The sequence below is a fragment of the Flavobacterium sp. LAR06 genome, from assembly GCF_041946075.1.
Taxonomy (GTDB): domain Bacteria; phylum Bacteroidota; class Bacteroidia; order Flavobacteriales; family Flavobacteriaceae; genus Flavobacterium.
Genome location: NZ_JAUTYT010000013.1, coordinates 100,400 through 120,804, shown reverse-complemented (window position 1 = coordinate 120,804; position 20,405 = coordinate 100,400). Strand labels below are relative to the sequence as shown.

At 34.6% G+C, this 20,405-nt stretch carries 21 protein-coding genes; 10 read left to right on the top strand and 11 right to left on the bottom strand.

All coding sequences use genetic code 11. The annotated features are described in order from the left end of the window. The first annotated feature begins 238 nt into the window (after positions 1-238). From Q7C23_RS18390 to Q7C23_RS18350, 9 genes are all read left to right on the top strand, one after another. Positions 239-787: a hypothetical protein gene (locus tag Q7C23_RS18390; protein ID WP_375033872.1), complete on the top strand. Its 549-nt coding sequence runs from the start codon at positions 239-241 to the stop codon at positions 785-787. 82 nt (positions 788-869) lie between these two features. Beyond that, positions 870-1,208, top strand: a complete 339-nt coding sequence (locus Q7C23_RS18385) for a hypothetical protein (protein ID WP_375033871.1) — start codon at positions 870-872, stop codon at positions 1,206-1,208. A 29-nt stretch (positions 1,209-1,237) separates the two neighbouring features. Continuing rightward, a complete protein-coding gene (locus Q7C23_RS18380) occupies positions 1,238-1,522 on the top strand; it encodes a hypothetical protein (protein WP_375033870.1) in 285 nt (94 codons plus the stop codon). 9 nt (positions 1,523-1,531) lie between these two features. Continuing rightward, the gene (locus tag Q7C23_RS18375; protein WP_375033869.1) at positions 1,532-2,620 is read left to right on the top strand and encodes a WG repeat-containing protein; all 1,089 of its coding nucleotides are present in this window, start codon (positions 1,532-1,534) and stop codon (positions 2,618-2,620) included. 53 nt (positions 2,621-2,673) lie between these two features. After that, entirely contained in the window at positions 2,674-3,006 is a 333-nt protein-coding gene (locus Q7C23_RS18370) for a DMT family transporter (RefSeq protein WP_375033868.1), read from the top strand. 140 nt (positions 3,007-3,146) lie between these two features. Continuing rightward, the gene (locus Q7C23_RS18365; protein ID WP_375033867.1) at positions 3,147-3,998 is read left to right on the top strand and encodes a methylated-DNA--[protein]-cysteine S-methyltransferase; all 852 of its coding nucleotides are present in this window, start codon (positions 3,147-3,149) and stop codon (positions 3,996-3,998) included. Positions 3,999-4,008: 10 nt separating this feature from the next. Then, positions 4,009-4,722, top strand: a complete 714-nt coding sequence (locus Q7C23_RS18360; RefSeq protein WP_375033866.1) for a 2OG-Fe(II) oxygenase — start codon at positions 4,009-4,011, stop codon at positions 4,720-4,722. Positions 4,723-4,819: 97 nt separating this feature from the next. Continuing rightward, positions 4,820-5,065, top strand: coding sequence for an Ada metal-binding domain-containing protein (locus Q7C23_RS18355; RefSeq protein ID WP_375033865.1), 246 nt, complete (start codon positions 4,820-4,822; stop codon positions 5,063-5,065). Beyond that, a complete protein-coding gene (locus tag Q7C23_RS18350) occupies positions 5,052-5,660 on the top strand; it encodes an alpha-ketoglutarate-dependent dioxygenase AlkB (protein WP_375033864.1) in 609 nt (202 codons plus the stop codon). The genes Q7C23_RS18355 and Q7C23_RS18350 overlap by 14 nt, the downstream gene beginning before the upstream one ends. 3 nt (positions 5,661-5,663) lie before the next feature. Here Q7C23_RS18350 and Q7C23_RS18345 read toward each other — a convergent pair whose 3' ends face one another. Both Q7C23_RS18345 and Q7C23_RS18340 read right to left on the bottom strand, forming a co-directional pair. Beyond that, entirely contained in the window at positions 5,664-5,984 is a 321-nt protein-coding gene (locus Q7C23_RS18345; protein WP_375033863.1) for an MmcQ/YjbR family DNA-binding protein, read from the bottom strand. A 29-nt stretch (positions 5,985-6,013) separates the two neighbouring features. After that, positions 6,014-6,769: an NUDIX domain-containing protein gene (locus tag Q7C23_RS18340; protein WP_375033862.1), complete on the bottom strand. Its 756-nt coding sequence runs from the start codon at positions 6,767-6,769 to the stop codon at positions 6,014-6,016. Positions 6,770-7,067: 298 nt separating this feature from the next. On the opposite strand from Q7C23_RS18340, the gene Q7C23_RS18335 reads away from it, so the two are divergent. Further along, complete coding sequence (locus tag Q7C23_RS18335; RefSeq protein ID WP_375033861.1) at positions 7,068-7,325, top strand: hypothetical protein; 258 nt, start codon at positions 7,068-7,070, stop codon at positions 7,323-7,325. Positions 7,326-7,375: 50 nt separating this feature from the next. Here the strand turns inward: Q7C23_RS18335 and Q7C23_RS18330 are convergent, their stop codons facing one another. From Q7C23_RS18330 to Q7C23_RS18290, 9 genes are all read right to left on the bottom strand, one after another. Further along, positions 7,376-9,604: a glycoside hydrolase family 3 N-terminal domain-containing protein gene (locus tag Q7C23_RS18330; RefSeq protein ID WP_375033860.1), complete on the bottom strand. Its 2,229-nt coding sequence runs from the start codon at positions 9,602-9,604 to the stop codon at positions 7,376-7,378. 14 nt (positions 9,605-9,618) lie between these two features. Further along, positions 9,619-11,043 carry a glycoside hydrolase family 30 beta sandwich domain-containing protein gene (locus tag Q7C23_RS18325; RefSeq protein ID WP_375033859.1) on the bottom strand — a complete coding sequence of 475 codons (1,425 nt, stop codon included), beginning with the start codon at positions 11,041-11,043 and terminating at the stop codon, positions 9,619-9,621. Between the two features lie 2 nt (positions 11,044-11,045). Further along, the gene (locus tag Q7C23_RS18320; RefSeq protein ID WP_375033858.1) at positions 11,046-11,885 is read right to left on the bottom strand and encodes an endonuclease/exonuclease/phosphatase family protein; all 840 of its coding nucleotides are present in this window, start codon (positions 11,883-11,885) and stop codon (positions 11,046-11,048) included. 73 nt (positions 11,886-11,958) lie between these two features. Next, positions 11,959-13,020, bottom strand: coding sequence for a glycoside hydrolase family 16 protein (locus Q7C23_RS18315; RefSeq protein WP_375033857.1), 1,062 nt, complete (start codon positions 13,018-13,020; stop codon positions 11,959-11,961). Between the two features lie 40 nt (positions 13,021-13,060). Continuing rightward, positions 13,061-14,818, bottom strand: coding sequence for a cellulase family glycosylhydrolase (locus tag Q7C23_RS18310; protein WP_375033856.1), 1,758 nt, complete (start codon positions 14,816-14,818; stop codon positions 13,061-13,063). A 36-nt stretch (positions 14,819-14,854) separates the two neighbouring features. Then, positions 14,855-16,333, bottom strand: a complete 1,479-nt coding sequence (locus Q7C23_RS18305) for a glycoside hydrolase family 30 beta sandwich domain-containing protein (RefSeq protein WP_375033855.1) — start codon at positions 16,331-16,333, stop codon at positions 14,855-14,857. Between the two features lie 30 nt (positions 16,334-16,363). Then, positions 16,364-17,833 (bottom strand): glycoside hydrolase family 30 beta sandwich domain-containing protein, encoded by a 1,470-nt coding sequence (locus Q7C23_RS18300; protein ID WP_375033854.1) that lies wholly within the window; start codon positions 17,831-17,833, stop codon positions 16,364-16,366. A gap of 95 nt (positions 17,834-17,928) precedes the next feature. Next, positions 17,929-19,380 carry a glycoside hydrolase family 30 beta sandwich domain-containing protein gene (locus Q7C23_RS18295; RefSeq protein WP_375033853.1) on the bottom strand — a complete coding sequence of 484 codons (1,452 nt, stop codon included), beginning with the start codon at positions 19,378-19,380 and terminating at the stop codon, positions 17,929-17,931. A 144-nt stretch (positions 19,381-19,524) separates the two neighbouring features. Next, positions 19,525-20,403, bottom strand: a complete 879-nt coding sequence (locus tag Q7C23_RS18290) for a hypothetical protein (protein WP_375033852.1) — start codon at positions 20,401-20,403, stop codon at positions 19,525-19,527. Positions 20,404-20,405: the final 2 nt, after the last annotated feature.

Here is a 20,405-nt window from a genome sequence, read left to right as displayed (position 1 = left end):
ATTACTTTGCGCATAACACCCACTTATCGCAATGATCGCACTATTTGCTCCGTCGTAGTGGATATTTCTATTCCTCATATAAAGACACTTAATATCAATAGAATTCTATTCATAGTTTTTTTTTGAAAAATACAATTTTTAGGTTTCAAATTAGCGAGATTTAATCAGATATTTTATACACTTTTTTTCAATTTAAGTTTTACATTTGAAATTTCATCCCCAAATACCTGACTAAATTATGAGAACACGCCTAATTTTAATATTACTTGCACTTTTGCCTTTATTTTCGATGGCGCAGTCCAGCATGCAAAGGCAAATGCAGACCAACAATGCTATGGTCAGACAGCAAAACCAAATGTTTATGCAACAGCAGCAGCAACAGCGCGATCTTGCCCGTAATCTTAATAATATTCAAACATCAGAAGAAAAGCTGGCTAATGACGAAAGAAAACTAAAGAAATTACAGCTTAAATCAACAGAAAAAGAAGCCGATTTAAAGGCTAATCAAGAAGAATTGGCCAGTTTTGAAAACAAAGTAAATGACAATGCCGATCTTAAAAAAGATATTGAAAAATCGAAAAAGAAAGTTCAAAAATCTGAAGAAAAAGTAAATAAATCACAAGCTGATTTAGACAAAAGTTCAAAGAAAATTCAGGATTTGCAAAACCAAATTCAGGCTGCAAAAATCCAAAAAGAAGAACTTATCAAAAAACACGAAGAAGAAAAAAGAGTTAAAGAAGAAGAAAAGGCAAAAAAAGAAAAAGAAAAGCAGGAAAGAAAAAAATAATTTTTCCATTGAGCTAAATACTTAGCTGATAATTATACGAAATTTGTTTCTGCTGCGCTTTCTATTTATCTCCTACTACATTATGACAGAAAAAGATATTCAAAAAATAGCTTTCGAATTAAACAGTCAATTAATAGACGAAATTAATTCAATGAACACTAACAACTTAGAAGCCAAGTTCGGAATTAAATCGGCAGTTCTTGCTGAAATTAAAGAAGAATTATTTGAGTACTTTAAAACTGCTGATTTTCCTCAATTAGAGATTTCGGAATCAAAATTCAGTATTTTTAAATATGATGCCGGAGAGGCATTTGGAATAGAAGTAAAACTTTTTACTCAAAACGACAGAGAAACCGAATTGACTTTACATACTGAATTTGAAAATAATACACTAAAATATAAGTTAATTGAAGTCATGTAAAATTGCTTCAAAAAACACGACTAAAAAGTATGATTGAAAAAATTTTATGTAAAAAACATGGCTCAAAGGATATGTCTTTTACCTGCATACATATTGCCATGGCTATTGACAATAAAGCAAAAGTTGGTTTTTTCTATTCCGAAGCCGAAGAAGACCTTCCGCAAATTGCGTGGTGCGGAGAATGTGAACAATGGCTTCTTGATAATGAGGAGGAATGGACTGATATTTTTCAGGCCAAAGCCGATTTTAAAATGTTATGCACTGCTTGTTTTGAGGAGGCAAAAAATAACGAATCGAAAATTAATCTTCGATAAATAAATTTTATGAAAAAGAATATCCTTCTTTATGCGTTTCTCTTTTTATCGTATTCCCTATTGGCTCAAAATAATGACACCTGGATTTCATTTTGGGATAAAGACACCACACACATCGGATTTAAGGACAAGAACGGCAACATCAAAATAACGCCAAAGTTTACGAGATTGACTTCTGCCCATAAATTTGATGCTATCATGGCCGTAAGCGAAGATGTAAAGGATAGTTGGAAAAGTTATTACTTAACCAAATCCGGAAAAATTGTCGGCCTTGACAGCTTGTATATTTTTGACAACGGACCAGATTGCGAAAATGAAGGTTTCATTCGTTTTAGAGATCCAAAAACCGATAAAATGGGAATGTTTAATGCTGAAGGCAAAATTGTAATTCCAGCAGTATACAACAATTTAACAAAAGCCAGAAACGGACTGATTGTCGCATTAAAAGGCGCTATTAAGAAAAAGTTTGACGACGAACATTACGGCTGGACTGGTGGAAAAGAATTTCTTATTGATACCAACAATAAAGTCTTAGTCGAAAATTTTGAATATGAAAACGATTATGATCTGAATTTTTATTCTGTACAGAAATCAAAAACACCAACTAAGGATCCTGTAATACAAATTTTTCATGGAATTGATGGTCAGTATTATTCTTTTATTAATTATGATAAAGAGTTTAAATTATGGCTCAAAAATAGTTTGCTTTCGAACCTATCCAAAGACAACCTAGCGAAACATTCATTTGAAAAAATCACCTATTGGAAAAACCCAAATGGATGGATCAATGAATCAAAAACTAAATTTATCGAACAGAATTACAATCTTTTAAAATTAAAATTACAAGAATTAAACTCTGAAAAAACGGACTATTTCATTTCGGCTGATGGTTTAAATCAATTTATATTCGAAGCAAGAGAATATGAAGATTATTTTAATAATTGTCATGAATCCAAAGAGTGGCAATACCCAGTTAAGAACATAGTAATAACCTCAAAAGACAGTGAGGATTTTGGTCAGGATCATTTCGAATTTTTAAGAACCGAAAATGGTTATAAACTAATAAGCATTTCTATGTCAAAAGATAGTCTTAAATGATTCTTTTTAGATCTCACTCAAAAACAAAGCTTAACTTTGCAAAAACGTGAAACATGAAAAACTTCTTCTTTTTAGGAATCGCCATACTATTTGAAATCATTGCTACTTCTGCCTTAAAAAGATCAGAACAATTTACGCAGCTTATTCCCAGCATTATTACAATTATAGGCTATTTTGCTGCGTTTTTCTTTTTAAGTTTTGCCATCAGAACCATTCCGGTTGGCATTGCGTACGCCATTTGGTCCGGCGTCGGAATTGTTTTGATTACCATAATTGGCGCGGTTTTCTTTAAGCAAATTCCAGATTTACCAGCCATTATTGGATTGGCTTTAATTATGATTGGTGTTGTAGTAATCAATGTTTTTTCTAAAACTACCGCGCATTAATTTCTAATTTATTGAAAAAATTGTTTCAAGTTTCAAGTTGCTACAGAACGTGAAACTGAAACCTGAAACAAAAACAAAGCAAGTTTCGGATTTTATGACTGCTAAACCCTGTCGATATTTGCCTTATAAAATTGAAAGAAATGAACACACAGGAAAACATCAATTATAATAGAATCGCCGATGCGATTGATTATATCAAAGCCAATTTTAAAGCGCAGCCTAATCTTGATGAAGTTGCCGAAAAAGTGCATTTGAGTCCGTTTCATTTTCAGCGTTTGTTTACCGAATGGGCCGGCACAAGTCCGAAGAAGTTTTTGCAATATATAAGTGTCGAACATGCTAAAAAAATTCTGAAAGAAGACAATCAGGCCACTTTATTTGATGCTGCTTTTGATACCGGACTTTCCGGAACAAGTCGTCTTCATGATTTGTTCGTGAACATCGAAGGAATGACACCAGCGGAATATAAAAATGGCGGAAAGAATTTAGACATTAATTTCAGCTTTGCCGAAAGTCCGTTTGGGAATATTATAGTTGCTTCTACCCAAAAAGGGGTTTGTTTTATGGCTTTCGCCGAAAACGAAGAAATCGGATTTGAAGATTTAAAACATAAATTCCCAAACGCAACCTTCTCCCGGAAACTGGATTTAGTACAACAAAATGCCTTATTTATTTTCCAAAACGACTGGAGCAAATTATCTGAAATTAAACTGCATTTAAAAGGCACCGATTTTCAATTGAAAGTTTGGGAAACGTTGCTTAAAATTCCAATGGGACAACTTTCTACTTACGGCTCTATAGCACATCAAATTGAAAAACCAAATGCTTCACGCGCTGTCGGAACAGCAATTGGAAGCAATCCTGTAGCGTTTTTAATTCCATGTCATCGTGTTATTCAATCCACAGGAACCTTTGGCGGTTATATGTGGGGAAATACTCGAAAAACAGCTATAATTGGCTGGGAAGGCGCGCAACTAAATTCAGATCTCTAAACTTAATTCCATGCAAAATATACAATCAAAAATTGCTTTTCAAAATTGGGAAAGCATCACCGAATCTATGCACGAAAATGGATTTGCGATTATTCCCAATTTACTTACTACCGAAGAATGCGAAGATTTAAAATTCGATTATGATAATCCAAATTTATACCGAAAAACAGTTGTTATGGAGCGATACCGATTTGGTTTAGGTGAATATAAATACTTTAATTATCCACTTCCGGATTTGATTCAAAGCATTCGTTCATCTATTTATCCAAAGCTGGCACCAATTGCAAATTCATGGATGAAAGTATTAAACATCAATACTGTTTTTCCTGAAACACATGAAAAATTGATCGAACAATGTCACGCTAATAATCAACTAAAAGCAACAGTTTTAATTTTAAAATATGGTAAAAGTGGTTTTAATACTTTGCATCAGGATTTATACGGAGATGTTTATTTTCCTATTCAAATAGTTCTTTTTCTAAACGAGCCTGGTGAAGATTTTACAGGAGGCGAATTTGTCTTAACTCAACAAACGCCCAGAGCGCAATCAAAAGCGATTGTTTTGAAACCTAAAAAAGGTGACGTTTTGGTTTTTACAACCAATTTCAGACCGGTAAAAGGCACAAAAGGATATTATCGTGTTAATATGAAACATGGTGTGAGTGAAATTCATTCTGGAGAACGACATACATTGGGGATTATTTTTCATGATGCGTTATCTTAAGGAGCAAAGATGCAGAGGTACAAAGGTTCAGAGGTTCAGAGGTTTCCTCATAAGCTGGCATCTTTGTGCCTTTGTACCTTGAACCTAAAAAAAACAAATGATACACCACAACAAAATTCTTGATTCCGATCTTAGAAATAAAATTAAAAATGCAGAAATTTGCTTCGGTGGAAACCGGAAACTAAAAATCTACGGAACCTTAAAATGTTCTTCCGGTAAAAGAATGAAACGCGAAAACCGGGTTTTCTTTTTATCTGAAAACGAAGCTATGGAAAATGGTTTCAGACCTTGCGGACATTGCATAAAAACCGAATATCAAAACTGGAAAAATGGACTTATTTAATCCACATACAGACGAAAATACAAACCTGCTTCCGAAAGATGGAACGGTGAATTATTACGGAAGATTATTTTCTCGTGAAGATTCAAACCATTATTTAGATATTCTTTTGAACACAATTGAATGGAAAAATGACGAAGCGATTATCTTCGGAAAATTAATTTTAACCAAACGAAAAGTGGCCTGGTACGGTGATTCGGGTTTTGAATATACGTATTCGAATACCACCAAAAAAGCACTTCCCTGGACAAAAGAACTTTTGGAATTAAAAGCCATTATTGAAGAAAAAACAGGCGAAACATTCAACTCCTGCTTGCTTAATTTGTATCATTCCGGAGAGGAAGGAATGGCCTGGCACAGCGACGCCGAAAAAGATTTAAAGAAGAATGGCGCAATTGGTTCTGTCAGTTTTGGAGCGGAACGTAAATTTGGTTTCAAACACAAAGAAACAAAAGAAGTTGTTTCCTTAATTCTGGAACACGGTAGTTTATTAGTGATGAAAGATGAAACACAAACACATTGGCTTCATCGTTTGCCGCCAACCAAAACAACTTCAAAACCGAGAGTAAATTTGACTTTTAGAACGATTGTCAGATAGAACTTATTTCTTTTTTGAAATTACATTTTCATAAGATAGTATCAAAGCGTCTTCAAACATTTCGGGTCTTACTTCTGAAAATTCAACTATCGTCCAGCCTTGTTTTCCCCATTTGTTTGGAATTGGATAAAAAATCTTTTCACTTGAAGCACAAAAAACAGATTGATCGATTTCATTTAATTTTAAAACCGCTCTGTTGTTCTTTTCATCAAATGTGCCGAATATTTTCTTATTGACACGAAAAGAAGTTTTCTCGAAATGTGGTTCTTCTGTAGCATTGGGAAATGACATGGCTAATTTTCTAAAAGTTTCAATTGAGACCATAATCGCTAAATTTAAAATTAATTCTAATTTTACCAGCCTTGATTCAGTCCGTTTTTCAAGACTTCTTCATATTTATCTTTATCAAAAGTATACAAATTTGGCGCTTTGTGAGCGACATTGCTTTTCTTTTCGTCTAATTTCGTCAAGATTCCGATGTTGGTTATTTTTCTAAGAAAATTTCTTCTGTCCAGTTTTTTATCTAAGATTGTTTCGTATAATTTCTGAAGTTCCGGAATGGTGAATTTCTCTGGTAATAAATTGTATCCAACTGGCATTAAGTTTAATTCCATTCTTAAAGTATCTAAAGCTTTATCCAGAATTTCTTTGTGATCCAGAATAAGTTCGGGTACTTCTTTGTGATCGATCCACTCAATTACTTCGTCTTTATTAGCTGGTTTTGGAATAGTTTTTAGAAAATCGACTAAGGCATAATAGCCAATCGTCACAAAACGACGCATCAGCCATTTCCCTTTTTCTTCTTCAATTTTTAAATACTCCAAGATCTTTTTATCAAAATGCTGATCGTTTCGTTTTACTTTTCCGAAAGTAGCAAATTGCCTTAAAAAAATACCTTCTACACCAGTTCTTTCATTTAAAACGGTAACTGCCGCAACATCAATATCCTGATCTACCGGAATAAATCCACCCGGCAAAGACCACGTTTCACGATGCGGAATTTTGATCAATAAAACCTTTAGCTGATTGTCATGAAAGCCAAAAATAACACAGTCGATCGACAGTCCGGGCTGATAATTTTCATTATTTTCTATAATGTCTTTTAGCATTCGTTTTTCAATTAAATCCCCTTTTTCAGTGTCAAATTATCTTGCAATGTAATTCATTTTTATAAAACGAAAACACTTTTGATCCAATTCAAAAGAATTAGTACAGAAATAAAACCTTAATAAAGAAGTGTATGGATCACAATTTTAACTTAAAATTAAAATGCAATATAAAAAAAATAAGTACATTGCGTCATAATAACACATTAATTAAATCATTTGTTATTATTGAAGCGTAAAAGTAAGAATAATTCTATTTTTAAGCTTCGTTTACAAAATAAAGAAAGTCAATGCAAGAGATATGAATACCAATCCGTTAAAAAATATCAATGAAAAAATTAGAACCAAAATCTGGACCTCATTCGGGTTTGTTTCTAAAACGTATCTTTTAGAAGAATCAATAAAATATAGTGAGCAACAGGAAAAAATTTTCAATCAAATGATTATTGAAACTGAAGCGAAAGACAAGAAGGCAAAACGCGAAGCTTTTGATAAAGCCTTATACGCATCTTATAAAGGAATTGGCGCTATGGATTTTATAAATACCGTTTTGAAATAATTCAAAACCTTTATAAAATCCATAACGCCAATTTTAATTGACATTCTATATTACTGTACTAATTCAAAATCTGATTTTAGTTTAATATCTGCTGACGAAGCTCCAATCATTACTTCAAAATCTCCCGGCTCAGCAACCCATTCTAATTTATTATTGTAGAAAGAAAGTTTTTCTTTGTCAATTGTAAATTCAATTGTTTTAGATTCTCCAGCATTTAATTTCACTTTTTGGAAATCTTTCAGTTCTAAAACCGGTCTTACAACAGATCCGAATTTGTCTTTTAAATATAATTGTACCACTTCTTCTCCAGCCACTTTTCCAATATTTGATAATTGAAAAGAGACCTTAATTGTTTCGTTACTTTTGATTTTCGTTGAAGATAATTTCAAACCTGAATAATCAAATTTTGTATAACTCAAACCATATCCGAAAGGAAATTTCGGAGAGTTTTTTAAATCGATATAAGCTGAAACATAATTTTTTGAATCCTCATCTTTAGCTGGTCTTCCCGTGCTGAAATGATTGTAATAAATTGGCACCTGCCCTACTTCTCTTGGGAAAGTCATAGGCAATTTTCCAGACGGATTATAATCACCAAATAAAACATTTGCGATTGCATTTCCAGCTTCGGTTCCTAACCACCAAGTGTACACAATTGCAGGCACATTATCTGCAGTCCAGTTAAAAATAAGAGGTCTTCCTGCATTTACCAAAACCACAACTGGTTTTCCTGTTGCCTGAATCGCTTTTACTAAATCTTCCTGAACACCTGGCAAATGAAGATCACTTCTGCTTTTTGCTTCACCGCTCATATCGCGTCTTTCACCAATGCTCAAAATAACAACATCAGCTTGTTTTGCTGTTGCCACCGCTTCGGCAAAACCATCTTTATTGTCTCCGTCAACTTCACAACCTTTTGCGTACAATAATTTAGTGTTTTTACTCACTTTATTTTGTAAACCATCCCATTGCGAAACTACCCATTTATCATAATTTACCTCTGGTAATTCAACTGACCAAAATCCCATATTGGCTTTGTATTCTTTTACCATTGGTCCAATAAATGCAATTGTTTTTACACTTTTAGAAAGCGGTAAAGTCTGGTTTTCATTCTTTAATAAAACAATACTTTTCTGCGCTACTTCAAGTGCTGCTTTTCTGTTTTCAGGATTGCTTAATGCTTTTTCAGCTCTTTTATCATCTGAATATCGGTAAGGATCATCAAATAAACCTAATTCGATTTTTTTGCGAAGAATACGTTTTACAGCATCATCAACCAAATCAACAGAAACTCTTCCTTCTTTAATCAATTCTGCTAGATTATAACGGTAAGCATTACTTTCCATATCCATATCACTTCCGGCCGTAATTGCCGAATAAGCGGCTTCTTTAAGATCTTTTGAATAACCGTGTGCTACCATTTCTCCAATTGAACCCCAATCTGAAACTACGAATCCCTGAAAGTTCCATTTTCCTTTCAAAATATCACGCTGCAAATGAGAATTTCCAGTTGCGGGAATTCCGTTTAAATCATTAAATGAATTCATAAAAGTTGCTGCACCAGCATCTAAAGCCGCTTTAAACGGAGGTAAATACGTTTCAAGCAACATTCTCTCGCTCATATCAACTGAGTTATAATCTCTCCCTCCAACACCTGCACCGTAGGCCGCGAAGTGTTTTACGCAAGCCATAACAGAATTTAAATCTCCTAATTTATTTCCCTGAAAACCTTTTACTCTGGCATAAGCAATTTTAGATCCCAGGTAAGTATCTTCTCCGGCACCTTCCATTACACGACCCCAACGCGGATCACGTCCAATATCCACCATTGGAGCAAATGTCCAGTGAATACCACTTGCAGAAGCTTCTGTCGCCGCAACTCTGGCAGCCAATTCGATTGCTGCTAAATCCCAGCTTGCAGCCTCGGCTAACGGAATTGGGAATGTAGTTTTGTAACCGTGAATAACGTCCTGACCAAACAACAACGGAATTTTAAGACGTGACTGCATCGCCAATTCCTGATATTGTCGTGTATATTTTGTTCCGATGATGTTTAACATCGAACCCACTAAACCTGCCTTAATTTCGGCTTGTTTGTTTGGATTAATCGTAATTGGTCCCGTTGCTGAGTTATCTCCTGTATACTGATTTAGCTGACCAATTTTTTCTTCAATAGTCATCTTCTTCAGTAAGGCATTTACTTTCTGATCGATTGTTTCTTGTTGTGCGGCCGCAAAAAACGAGACCATCAACAAGGTAAATGTGGTTAATTTCTTCATGAATTTAATTTTGATTACCAAACGTAAGTGGCTACTGCACCTGCGTTTAAAGTAGTTGAAATTTGTTTTTGATTGCATTTGATATTGAATGTTTCTGCTGCAGTTCCGTCATTTTCTACAATGAGAACAATTTGTCCTGATGGCGTTTTGAAAGCGACATTATAAAGATTTCCACTAATATTACTTCCGATTCTTACTGATCCTTCCGGAACAAATTTTGAAGCGTGTCCGATAATATAATATCCAACTTCTCTTTTGATATTTTGATTTTTATCAATCATTAAAGCGCCTTTACAAGTCGAACAACCACCTGGTGTAAAAGGTTTGTAGAATTCATCATTTGCTAATCCCCACGAAAGCGCAATTTTACTCCAGTTACGCATCGAACCAATTACTACATTTTTTACACTCCATTTCAAATCCGATTCAAAATTACTTCCTGATCCTGTGTATTGCTCTGTAAAATATAAATCTTTGTTTGGATAAGCATCGTGAACTGTAGACATTGCGCTGATATCTCCTTCATATAAATGAAATGCAGAACCGGCTATAAAAGGATTTGCTTTTGCGTCTTTTAAAATTGTGAGAGGATATTCTGGTTTATTGCAATTATGATCGTAAATCACAATTTTGGTTTTAATTTTTGCTTTCGCAAAAGCGGGACCTAAATGATTCCCAATGAAATCTGCCTGTTGTTCTGCAAGCATCAATAAACTTGGATTATTTCCAGGATGAAGAGGTTCATTTTGAGGTGTGATTGCGTCAATTACAATTCCCTCCGCTTTCATTGCCTGAATATATTTTACAAAATACTCGGCGTAAACCTGATAATATTTAGGTTGTAAACTTCCTCCTTTAGAGCTTCCGTTGTCTTTCATCCATACTGGTGGAGACCATGGAGAACCCATAATTTTAATATCCGGATTTATAGCTAAAATTTCTTTTAAAACCGGCACTACATCTTTTAAATCCGGACCAAGGTTAAAATGTTCCAGTTTTAAATCGGTTTGGCCTTCCGGCATATCATCATACGAAAAAACAGTTTCATTCAAATCTGAAGCACCAATACTAATTCTTAAATAACTCAAACCAATGGCATCTTCTTTTCTTGAAAAAAGCTCCTGAAGCAATGCTGCTCTTTTAGCTTTATCCAATTTTAAAATTGCCTGAGCACTTCCTCCTGTCAAAGAAAATCCAAAACCTTCAATAGTTTGAAATTTCTGAGAAGCGTCGACTGTAATGGTTTGGTTCGAATTCGTTTCTGAATTAAAAACCAAATCATTTTGCTTTAGCAATTTTGATGATTCATCTGTAGTCGTGATCCACGATTGAGCTTTACCGAAATTGGCAGCAGCATTTTTTGAAGATCCACATTTTATCTGAACTGCAATAAGTGGCAGTAAAAGTAAAATCTGGAGTTTTTTCATACTATTTTTCATATTTAATCTATTTCTATTAAGACAGGTAAGTGATCTGAAGGATATTTTAAATCTTTAGAATCGCTTAGCACTGCGTGTTTTTCTATTTTTAGACCACTATTTTTAGACACAAAAATGTAATCTATTAATAATGTTACTGGTTGATCCTGTTTAAAACCGTTAAAAGTTCCTGATGGCCCGAATGGTTTTTCTTTAGAAACATCTCTGGTATCGTCCATTACTTTTTTAATGGCTACAATTTGTTTAGTATCTGGTTCCGAATTAAAATCCCCCATTAAAAAAACAGGATATTTTTTGCTGTTAATCGCTGCAATTTTTGAAAGTACTAACTGCACTCCCTTTACTCTTGCTTCTTCACCCATATGGTCCAAATGCAGGTTAAAAACCCAAAATATTTTTTTTGTTTTCAAATCGGTAAAAAGGCCATAGGTACAAACTCGGTTACAAGCCGCATCCCATCCTCTTGAAACTACATTTGGTGTTTCTGACAACCAAAATGTATTAGAATCCTGAACTTTAAAGCGATCTTTTTTATAATAAATCGTACAGGCTTCACCTGTTCCTGCTTCTTCTCTTCCTATTCCAAACTTGTTGTATTTTGGAAAAGCCGAAGCAATATCTATAACCTGGTTTGGCAGTGCTTCCTGGACCCCAAAAATATCCGGACTATAAAATTGTACTTGAGAAGTAAAATAATCCTTTCGGTTTGACCATGCATTTTCTCCATCTGAAGCCACATCTAAACGAATATTGTAGGTCATAATTTTTAAATTTTGACCATAAAATGAACCGCTTACCAAAAGCAGCATTACCACTAAAACAATTGAATTTATCTTTTTCATATTTAAAAAATTTTAATCTTGTAAAGCTAGGCTTTCCGAGGCTTTACTGAAAAAAATCAATTTAAAACTTATGTTAATTATACACTCTGACGTAATCAACTTCGAAAGTTGCATTGGTGAAATTTGGATCAACTGTTCCTCCAAAATTACCTCCCATGGCTAAATTCAAAATCAGAAAAAAGTTTTGATTAAATGGTGTTGAAGCGCTATTTACATATGTGTAGAACAATTGATCGTCCACATAAAACTTAATACTATCTGCAGACCAATCAGCGGCATAAACATGAAATTCTGTTGCTGAATTTGGAACGGTTATAATAGCAGTGTCAGGGGTATTTCCCGAACGCCCAGGCGAATGCAAAGAGGAATGATTTACATTTGGATTGTTTCCAACAGATTCTAAAATATCTACTTCTCCACATAATGGCCAGCCAGCAGTGTCAATATTAGCGCCTAACATCCAGAACGCAGGCCATGTTCCGCCGCCAACAGGCAGTTTTGCACGAACTTCAGCTCTTCCATATTTAAATGAAAACTTCCCTTTTGTAAGCATTCTCGATGAAGTATAGTGACTTCCCATGTACTCTTCTTTAATCGCTTTTATTTTTAAAATACCATTTTCGATAATTACATTTTCTGGCCTATTGGTATAATACTGCAATTCATTATTACCAAAACCATTTCCTGTTCCTAAATCATATCCCCATTTTGAGGTATTTGGAGAACCATTAACATCAAATTCATCAGCCCAAAGTATTTTTCGCGCAACAAAAACAGTGACAGAAGTAATTTTACTCACAAATTGCCCTGCAGCATTATAAGCCGAAACAATTATGGGATAATTTTTAGTTCCCGAAGCTGTGAATTCATAAGTTAAATCGCCATTTTTCAGTTCTTTTGCCTGACCATCAATTAAGACTTTATATGAAATTGCATTTGCTGCATTAAAGGTAAAATGCACTTTCCCACTTCCATCTCCATCAGGTTTATCATTCGTTTTACCAACTACTTCCATTTTAACAGTAAGATTTGAAGGTGCTGGCAATACAGGAGTTCCATCACCTGCGTCGCTACCGCTGCTACAAGACTGGAAGCCAAACAATAATAAAAAAGTAAAAGTCCCTACTTTTTTCATGTAATTCTTTATTTTCATCATTATTAATTTGAATTAGTTTTTACTTTTTTGATGCACCTTTTTTAGCTTGTGAAAAATCCAAGTAATTCAGATTAAAACCTCCTTTTTCGAAAACCACTTTAATTTTGTTTGTTCCGGCATTTAACTTTACTCCTGATAAAATAATAGTTTTCCATTTGTTACTGTCGCCAGTTGCAGGAAGTGTGATGGTTTCTGATTTATTTCCACCCTCTGTTTCTAAATGAAGTTTCCCTTCAGAACTTTCACTTGAATAATGAATAGCAACTTTATAATCATTCTGTTTTTTAACTTCTGAAGTAAATTGCAGCCATTCTCCATCCTCAATAAAAGAAACCTGATAACCGTTTGATCCTGAATCTTTGCATGGTAAAATATCAACACCATCATTTCTCATGGTATTGCCTTTGTTCCATTGATCAAAAGTTCCTGTTGCCACTCTGTAATTCACAAAATCTTTATCCGAATAAGCATATCCGTTTGTTCCCAGATCATATTGCGTTGCAATAATTTTTCCAGGAATCACCTGTTTTTTATATGGTTTAGTGTCATTTGTCTGAACTTGTCTGAACATTGCATCAATAACATCTGGCTTAACCGTTACATTTTCCATTTTGTAATTATCTGCCATTTTCATCAACGTTTTTTTGGCAAAATCTTCTGATGGTTTTTGCCCTCCATCTTTCCAATATTTTAGTAAAATATCATATTCAGGAATTTTTGTAACCGAAGTCACGCCGGCAATATTTTCTATTTTTTTCATTGGCCAAAAAGCCCATCCAATATTATTGGTTTCCATTAGCGTAAGTGCGTCTTTGAACCAAACATTAGAATTTTCTCCACTTTCTCCCAACCAAATCGGAACGTTATATTGTGTTCTGTAATCCAACATTTTCTGGATGGATTCTTTGTCATTGTAATTCCAATATTTATGAAAACTCAATGCCATATTTTCATCCCATAAAGGAAAAACGCCGTTGTAATTATTTCCCCAGCAATTCCCTTCGATAATAACCATGTGATTGGGATCAACTTCTCGAATTGCTTTTGTAACTGCAACCATCAACTCTCTTAATGGCCCATTAGAATTTTCATCGCAACCGTTTTTATTGGTTCCGGTAAAATTCCAGTTTGGTTCGTTGATAATATCGTAAGCTCCAATCCATTGATTATCTCTATAACGGGAAGCTAATTTTTTCCATAAAGCAATCATTTTTTTCTGATTGGCTTCACTTTGCCACAACGCAGGTTTAGTCGTGTCATAATCAGATATTGCCGCATCGTTTCCTTGTCCGCCCGGAGCTGCGTGCAAATCTAAAATCAGATACATTTTGTTTTCGGCACACCATTTCAATAAATTATCTGTCATGGTAAAACCTTCTTCAATCCAGGTTATTTCACCATTTTTTTCTTCCTGAATTGATGGTGTGTACAAGTTGTAATGCATTGGCAAACGAACCGAATTGAAACCCCAGGCTGCTAATGAATCGATATCTCGTTTTGTAATTCCGTTTGCCTTATAAGCGGCATAAAATTCTTTTGTTCCTTTTTCTCCGGCTACTTCCTGAATTTTTTGTTTAATTTGATATTGTGGACTCGCAAAAGGCTGCGTTTGTAACATATAGCCTTCCTGCACCATCCAGCCGCCTAGACCTAGACCTCTTAATATTATATTTTTTCCATTTCCGTCAACAATATTTTGTCCGTCTCTATGCAAAAAACCTTGGCTAAAAGAAGCAACTGAAAGTAAAAGCTGTACTGTTATAAATATTTTTTTCATCTGAAAACTGATTTCTCTCCGTTAAAAATTATGTGACTATTTCCAGGTATATGTGCCAACCGCTCCTGCAGGTAAAGATGTGGTAGTCCATTTACCATTGAACTTGATATTGAAACTTTCGGTTGCATCTCCATCATTTTCAACAATTAATACTTTTGATCCGGAAGGCGTTATAAAAGCTACATTTTGCAAGCTACCACCTGAATTACTTCCAATTCTAACAGAACCCATTGGAACAAATTTTGAAGCATGGGCAATGATGTAATAAGCAACATTACGTTGAAAAGCCTCGCTTGAAGTTATTGTCAAAGCACCTTTACACATAGAACATCCACCATCAGTATGAGGTTGAAAATTGCCGTCATTGGCTAAATTCCACTCAAGCGCATTTTTACTATAATTTCTCATAGAACCAATGATTACATTTCTAAGATGCCATTTTAAATCGCCATCAAAACTGGCTGCAGAAGAAGTCCATTGCTCTGTAAAATAGACATTTTTAGTTGGGTAAGAATTGTACACATTCGTAAGTGCACTAATATCTCCACCATAAAGGTGAAAGGCAGATCCATCCACAAATGGATTAGCGTCTACATCAGCCAAAATTGCTTTTGGGTAATTAGGATTATCACAGTTATGATCGTATGCAATAATTTTAACTTTAAGATTTGCAGCTTTAAAAGCAGGCCCTAAATTATTTTTAATAAAAGAAGCCTGATCTGGGGCAGACATATACATACTAGGATTATTTCCGTCATGCAAAGGCTCGTTTTGAGGCGTTATGGCATCAATTGTAATTCCTTCAGCCTTCATTTGCTGAATGTATTTTACAAAATACTTTGCATACACATCATAATATTTTGTTTGTAATTTTCCTCCCATAAAACTGTCTTTATCTTTCATCCAAACTGGAGCAGACCATGGTGTTGCCATAATCAAAATTTTAGGATTGATTACCAAAATTTCTTTCAACAGAGCAATTACTCCAGCTTTATCTTTAGCTAAACTAAATTTTGCCAATTCTAAATCTGTTTCTCCCGTTGGGAGATCGTCATAGGTAAAAGGGCTAGCATTTAAGTCTGACGCACCAATACTGATTCTAAGATAACTTACGCCAATAGAATTTTCTCCTGTACCAAATAATTCCTTCAATAAAGCACTCTTTTTTGATGCTGTTAATTGATTAATCATTTCAGCACTTCCTCCTGTTAAAGTGTAACCAAAACCATCTACAGTCTGATGCATTTGAGATGCATTTACTTCGATATTGGTATAAGTATTAGAAACAGTTCCAAATCCTAAAGTTCCGGTTTGTTTCGCTAATAAAACGCTTTGATCTCCTTTTGTAAGCCAAAAATCGACATCGTTTGTGACAACAACCGGAGGTGTTACAGGAGGTGTAACCGGCGGCGGAACAGGATCAGTGGTGTCGTTTGATGAAGAGCATTTTACCTGTGCGAATATGGCAATCGCAAAAAACAATGCTTTTATAGTATTTAAAAAATTTAGTTTCATTTTTTATGGTTTTTTAGTTAATAGTGACACTTAGTATACAACTGTCTGCATAGCGTGTGCCGGTATAGTTATAATGGTTCTAGATGTGTTATTTATTAAATTATAAACAACCTCCTTATCGGATTGATTCATAACAATAGTGGCAATTTTTCCGTCAGAATTTTTAAAAGACGTACTTAAAAGGGTTTGATCACTAATGGTTTGATTTATTCTCTTAGCATTTGGCTGAATAAATTTTGAAAGATGACCAATATAATAATACATTGGAGTAAGAATCAATTCGTCTTTTGTGGTATCTGCGTGGATTGGAGCAAAACAAAAATTCCCAACATGATTAGGTCCTCCATTTTGATCTAAAAGAATATTCCAGTCTGTCCAGCCAACCGTACCGTTATTAAAATCATTAATCATATTAAGACCATAACGCTCTGCATTTCCCCAGAATTGAAATTTTGTGGCATCAAATTTTTCTACACAGCCTTCTGTAAAAAGTAAGTTTTTATTTGGAAAAGCTTTATGTACATTACCTACAGATTGAAATTGCGGCGGTCCGCCATTCCAGGTCTCATACCAGTGGAATCCAATTCCCCAGGCGTATTTTGAAACTTCAGGATCTGAAAAAACAAGATTGGCTCTGGTTTCTAACTGATCACCACGATTGTGATCCCAAATAATAATATTTTTAGAGCCCAGTCCTTCTTTTTCTAAAGTTGGTCCGAGGAAATTTTTCAGAAAATCTCGTTCGGCTTCCGGAGTATAAATACAAGATTCCCATCTCTGTTTGGCCATTGGTTCATTTTGAATGGTCAATCCCCAAACAGATATACCTTCTTTTTGGTATGCTTTTATAAATTTGGCATAATAATTTGCCCATGATTGTGCAAATTCAGGCAATAAAACGCCGCCGTGCAAAATATCATTATTGTCTTTCATGAAAGCTGGGGGACTCCAAGGACTAACAAATAACGTTAATTTCCCGCCGGCAGTTTCAATTGCTTTTTTGATTAATGGAATTCGATATTTTCTATCGTGATCAATATTGAAGGTTTTTAATTCCTTGTCTCCTTCAGAAATATAAGTATAACTGCCGCTGCTAAAATCGCAACTATGAATGTTAGTTCTGGCTAAGGAATAGCCAATTCCTTTATTTTTATCGTAATAAGCGGTTAGGAATTCCTGCTGCTTTTTAGGAGATAATTTGGCAAAAACTTCAGCACTTGCGTCTGTAATAGCACCTCCAATTCCTAAAAAAGTCTGATCTGTTTTTTCAGCATCAATAACAATAGATATTGTTGAATTTGTTTGTTGTGAAGTTGAATTTGAAATTAAATTATTAGATAATGATAATCTCAAATTAGTATTTTCGGCCGTAGTATAAACCTTAATTTTTTTGTTTGATTTGGATGCAGAAACAGTAGTGTTGTCCACAACCTTTGATGAAGCACAACTTAATTGCAGCACTAGTATTGGAGCTATTAATATTTTATTTATGGCTTTCATTGTTACTTTTCAAAAAAACTATTTAATTTAAAATTCAAGTAATCGAGGGCCAAAATGGATGATTCAGATCAACCCTCGTACTCTTCTATAAAATATTAATATACAAGTGTCTGTATAGCATGCGCAGGAATTTTTACTACTGTTTTTTCAGCAGCTATTATTAAATTATATGTAACCTCTTTATCGGTTTGGTTCATAACAATAGTTGCCATGGTTCCGTCAGTATTCAAAAATGAGGTACTTAATAAAGCACTTCTGCTCACAGCAGAGCTAACTCTAACTGCATTTAAGTGAATGAATTTTGAAAAATGTCCGATATAATAATAAGAAGGTGTATAAATTAACTCGCCCGTTGTAGTGTCAGCGTGGATTGGTGAAAAACAAAAATTTCCAACATGATTAGGCCCACCATTTTGGTCTAAAAGAATATTCCAGTCTGTCCACCCTGCAGTTCCATTATTAAAATCATTAATCATAGAAATACCGTATCTCTCGCCGTTACCCCAAAATTGATATTTTTTGGCATCAAACTTTTCAACACAACCTTCTGTGAATAATAAACCTTTATCAGGATAAGCTTCATTTACTTTGGCAACATTATCAAACATTGAAGATCCCCCTGACCAGTTTTCATACCAGTGAAAACCCATTCCCCATACATATTTTGAAGCTTCAGGATCAGAGTAAATAACATTAGCTCTGTAATTCATTAAATCACGGTTATGATCCCATGCAATAATTTTCACATCACCTAATTTTTCTTTTTTCAATGTTGGCCCTAGGAAATTTTTAATAAAATCTCTTTCTGCTTCAGCAGTGTAGATACATGACTCCCATGTTTGTACCGCCATTGGCTCGTTTTGAGTTGAAGTTCCCCAAATTGGAATTCCTTCTTTCTCGTATGCTTTTATAAACTTGGCGTAAAAATTTGCCCAAGTCTGATAATATTCTGGCAATAAAGTTCCGCCTTTCAAAACATTCTTGTTACTTTTCATGAAAGCATTTGGCGACCAGGGTGCAACATAAGTTAACAGTTTTCCTCCAGCAGTCTGAATGGCCTGCTTTATTAACGGAATGCGATATTGTCTGTCATGATCAATAGAAAACGTTTTTAAATCTTTATCTCCTTCTTCGATATAAGAATAGCTTCCACTGCTAAAATCAGAACTTTGTATCGTTGTTCTTAGCAAAGAATAGCCAATCCCTTTATTTTTATCGTAATAGGCATTTAAGAATTCTGTTTGTTTTTCTTTTGAAAGTTTAGCAAAAATCTCGGCACTTGCGTCAGTAATAGCCCCACCAATTCCCATAAAAGTCTGGAATTTTTTTGATGGTTCTACAAAAACCGATGTTTCGATTTCAAGAGGTTGTTTTGCTGCTGAAAAAGTTAAATTGTCTGTAGAAGTAATTCTTAGATTTGAATTTTCAGCGGTAGTATAAACCGTTATTTTTTTTCCATTGGTTGTAAATTCTTTTTTTGTTTTAGGCTGGGCAAAAGAAGCCACCGAAAACAAAAAACATAGAATTTTAAAACTATTATTTTTCATTCTTCCTTTATTATTTAAATTCTAAATTGAAGTATATTTTTTCAGAAACTCTTTCTCTGACGTAGTTTAAGGTTTTAAAAAATAGCCCATACTCATAACGATTATGGGCTATTTACAACCAAACTTAAACTTAACTTAATCTTTTTATTTTCCTCTAAACTCGATTTTAGTAACTGTAATTCCGTCTTTTGTAAACGTATTTCCGCCACTTCTGATTAGAAGATAAATTTTACCGCTCTGAGCAAATTTTACGACATTCGAAACGGTACCTGTTTTATCGTTTTTCACACAACCTACAGTTGACAATTTTCCAGAGAATGCATCTTTGGCACAACCATCCCAAGTACTTAATCCCATCACTTTATTGTCTTTGTATTCTACTCCTGAAGCAGGAGCTGATGTACCAGCATACACTTCGAACCAAGTCTCATCGGATCCGCTAGGACTAGAAACCAACATATCGATAGTATATTCTTTGTCTTTGATCACATCAATTGCCTGATAGATTCCTTCCTGAGCCCATCCGCCCGGAGAATGAATTGTTGCGCTTTTATTAGCATATGACCAAAAAGCAGATCCATTTGCACTAAGATTCAATACAGTCCATTTTGCCTGATCAGCTGCAGTTTCAAAAGACCCCCCCTGAACTAAATTGCCTTTTAAAGGATCTGTTGTAGCTACAACAATTTGTTGAGAAGCTGTACCTGTCGCTCCTCCAGCACCAATCGCTGTATGAGTAATAGTGTAAGTTCCTGCATCCGGCAAATTGATAGTTTCATTCATCTTACCTGAATATGCACCATCACCAGTATTCCATTTAGATCCAATAACGCCTTTGGTTTGCGCAGTTAAAAGATAAGTATTTACAGCTCCCGCAACTGGAGTTATGGTAAAGGCAGCATCGACATTAGTCGCAGTTAAGCCATTTCCATTTCCAGCTTCATCATCGCAGCTAGTTAGTATTCCTAATGCTAATGCAAACATTAGGAAAACATTTTTTTTCAAATTTATATTTAGGTTCATTT

Excerpts from the sequence above, each read along its gene's own strand:
- Q7C23_RS18360 (WP_375033866.1), top strand. The coding sequence starts at position 4,009 with ATGCAAAATATACAATCAAAAATTGCTTTTCAAAATTGGGAAAGCATC.
- Q7C23_RS18305 (WP_375033855.1), bottom strand. The coding sequence starts at position 16,333 with ATGAAACTAAATTTTTTAAATACTATAAAAGCATTGTTTTTTGCGATT.
- Q7C23_RS18335 (WP_375033861.1), top strand. The coding sequence starts at position 7,068 with ATGAATACCAATCCGTTAAAAAATATCAATGAAAAAATTAGAACCAAA.
- Q7C23_RS18355 (WP_375033865.1), top strand. The coding sequence starts at position 4,820 with ATGATACACCACAACAAAATTCTTGATTCCGATCTTAGAAATAAAATT.
- Q7C23_RS18365 (WP_375033867.1), top strand. The coding sequence starts at position 3,147 with ATGAACACACAGGAAAACATCAATTATAATAGAATCGCCGATGCGATT.
- Q7C23_RS18380 (WP_375033870.1), top strand. The coding sequence starts at position 1,238 with ATGATTGAAAAAATTTTATGTAAAAAACATGGCTCAAAGGATATGTCT.
- Q7C23_RS18310 (WP_375033856.1), bottom strand. The coding sequence starts at position 14,818 with ATGAAAAAAATATTTATAACAGTACAGCTTTTACTTTCAGTTGCTTCT.
- Q7C23_RS18300 (WP_375033854.1), bottom strand. The coding sequence starts at position 17,833 with ATGAAAGCCATAAATAAAATATTAATAGCTCCAATACTAGTGCTGCAA.
- Q7C23_RS18295 (WP_375033853.1), bottom strand. The coding sequence starts at position 19,380 with ATGAAAAATAATAGTTTTAAAATTCTATGTTTTTTGTTTTCGGTGGCT.
- Q7C23_RS18385 (WP_375033871.1), top strand. The coding sequence starts at position 870 with ATGACAGAAAAAGATATTCAAAAAATAGCTTTCGAATTAAACAGTCAA.
- Q7C23_RS18290 (WP_375033852.1), bottom strand. The coding sequence starts at position 20,403 with ATGAACCTAAATATAAATTTGAAAAAAAATGTTTTCCTAATGTTTGCA.
- Q7C23_RS18340 (WP_375033862.1), bottom strand. The coding sequence starts at position 6,769 with ATGCTAAAAGACATTATAGAAAATAATGAAAATTATCAGCCCGGACTG.
- Q7C23_RS18350 (WP_375033864.1), top strand. The coding sequence starts at position 5,052 with ATGGACTTATTTAATCCACATACAGACGAAAATACAAACCTGCTTCCG.
- Q7C23_RS18375 (WP_375033869.1), top strand. The coding sequence starts at position 1,532 with ATGAAAAAGAATATCCTTCTTTATGCGTTTCTCTTTTTATCGTATTCC.
- Q7C23_RS18370 (WP_375033868.1), top strand. The coding sequence starts at position 2,674 with ATGAAAAACTTCTTCTTTTTAGGAATCGCCATACTATTTGAAATCATT.
- Q7C23_RS18315 (WP_375033857.1), bottom strand. The coding sequence starts at position 13,020 with ATGAAAAAAGTAGGGACTTTTACTTTTTTATTATTGTTTGGCTTCCAG.
- Q7C23_RS18325 (WP_375033859.1), bottom strand. The coding sequence starts at position 11,043 with ATGAAAAATAGTATGAAAAAACTCCAGATTTTACTTTTACTGCCACTT.
- Q7C23_RS18390 (WP_375033872.1), top strand. The coding sequence starts at position 239 with ATGAGAACACGCCTAATTTTAATATTACTTGCACTTTTGCCTTTATTT.
- Q7C23_RS18345 (WP_375033863.1), bottom strand. The coding sequence starts at position 5,984 with ATGGTCTCAATTGAAACTTTTAGAAAATTAGCCATGTCATTTCCCAAT.
- Q7C23_RS18320 (WP_375033858.1), bottom strand. The coding sequence starts at position 11,885 with ATGAAAAAGATAAATTCAATTGTTTTAGTGGTAATGCTGCTTTTGGTA.
- Q7C23_RS18330 (WP_375033860.1), bottom strand. The coding sequence starts at position 9,604 with ATGAAGAAATTAACCACATTTACCTTGTTGATGGTCTCGTTTTTTGCG.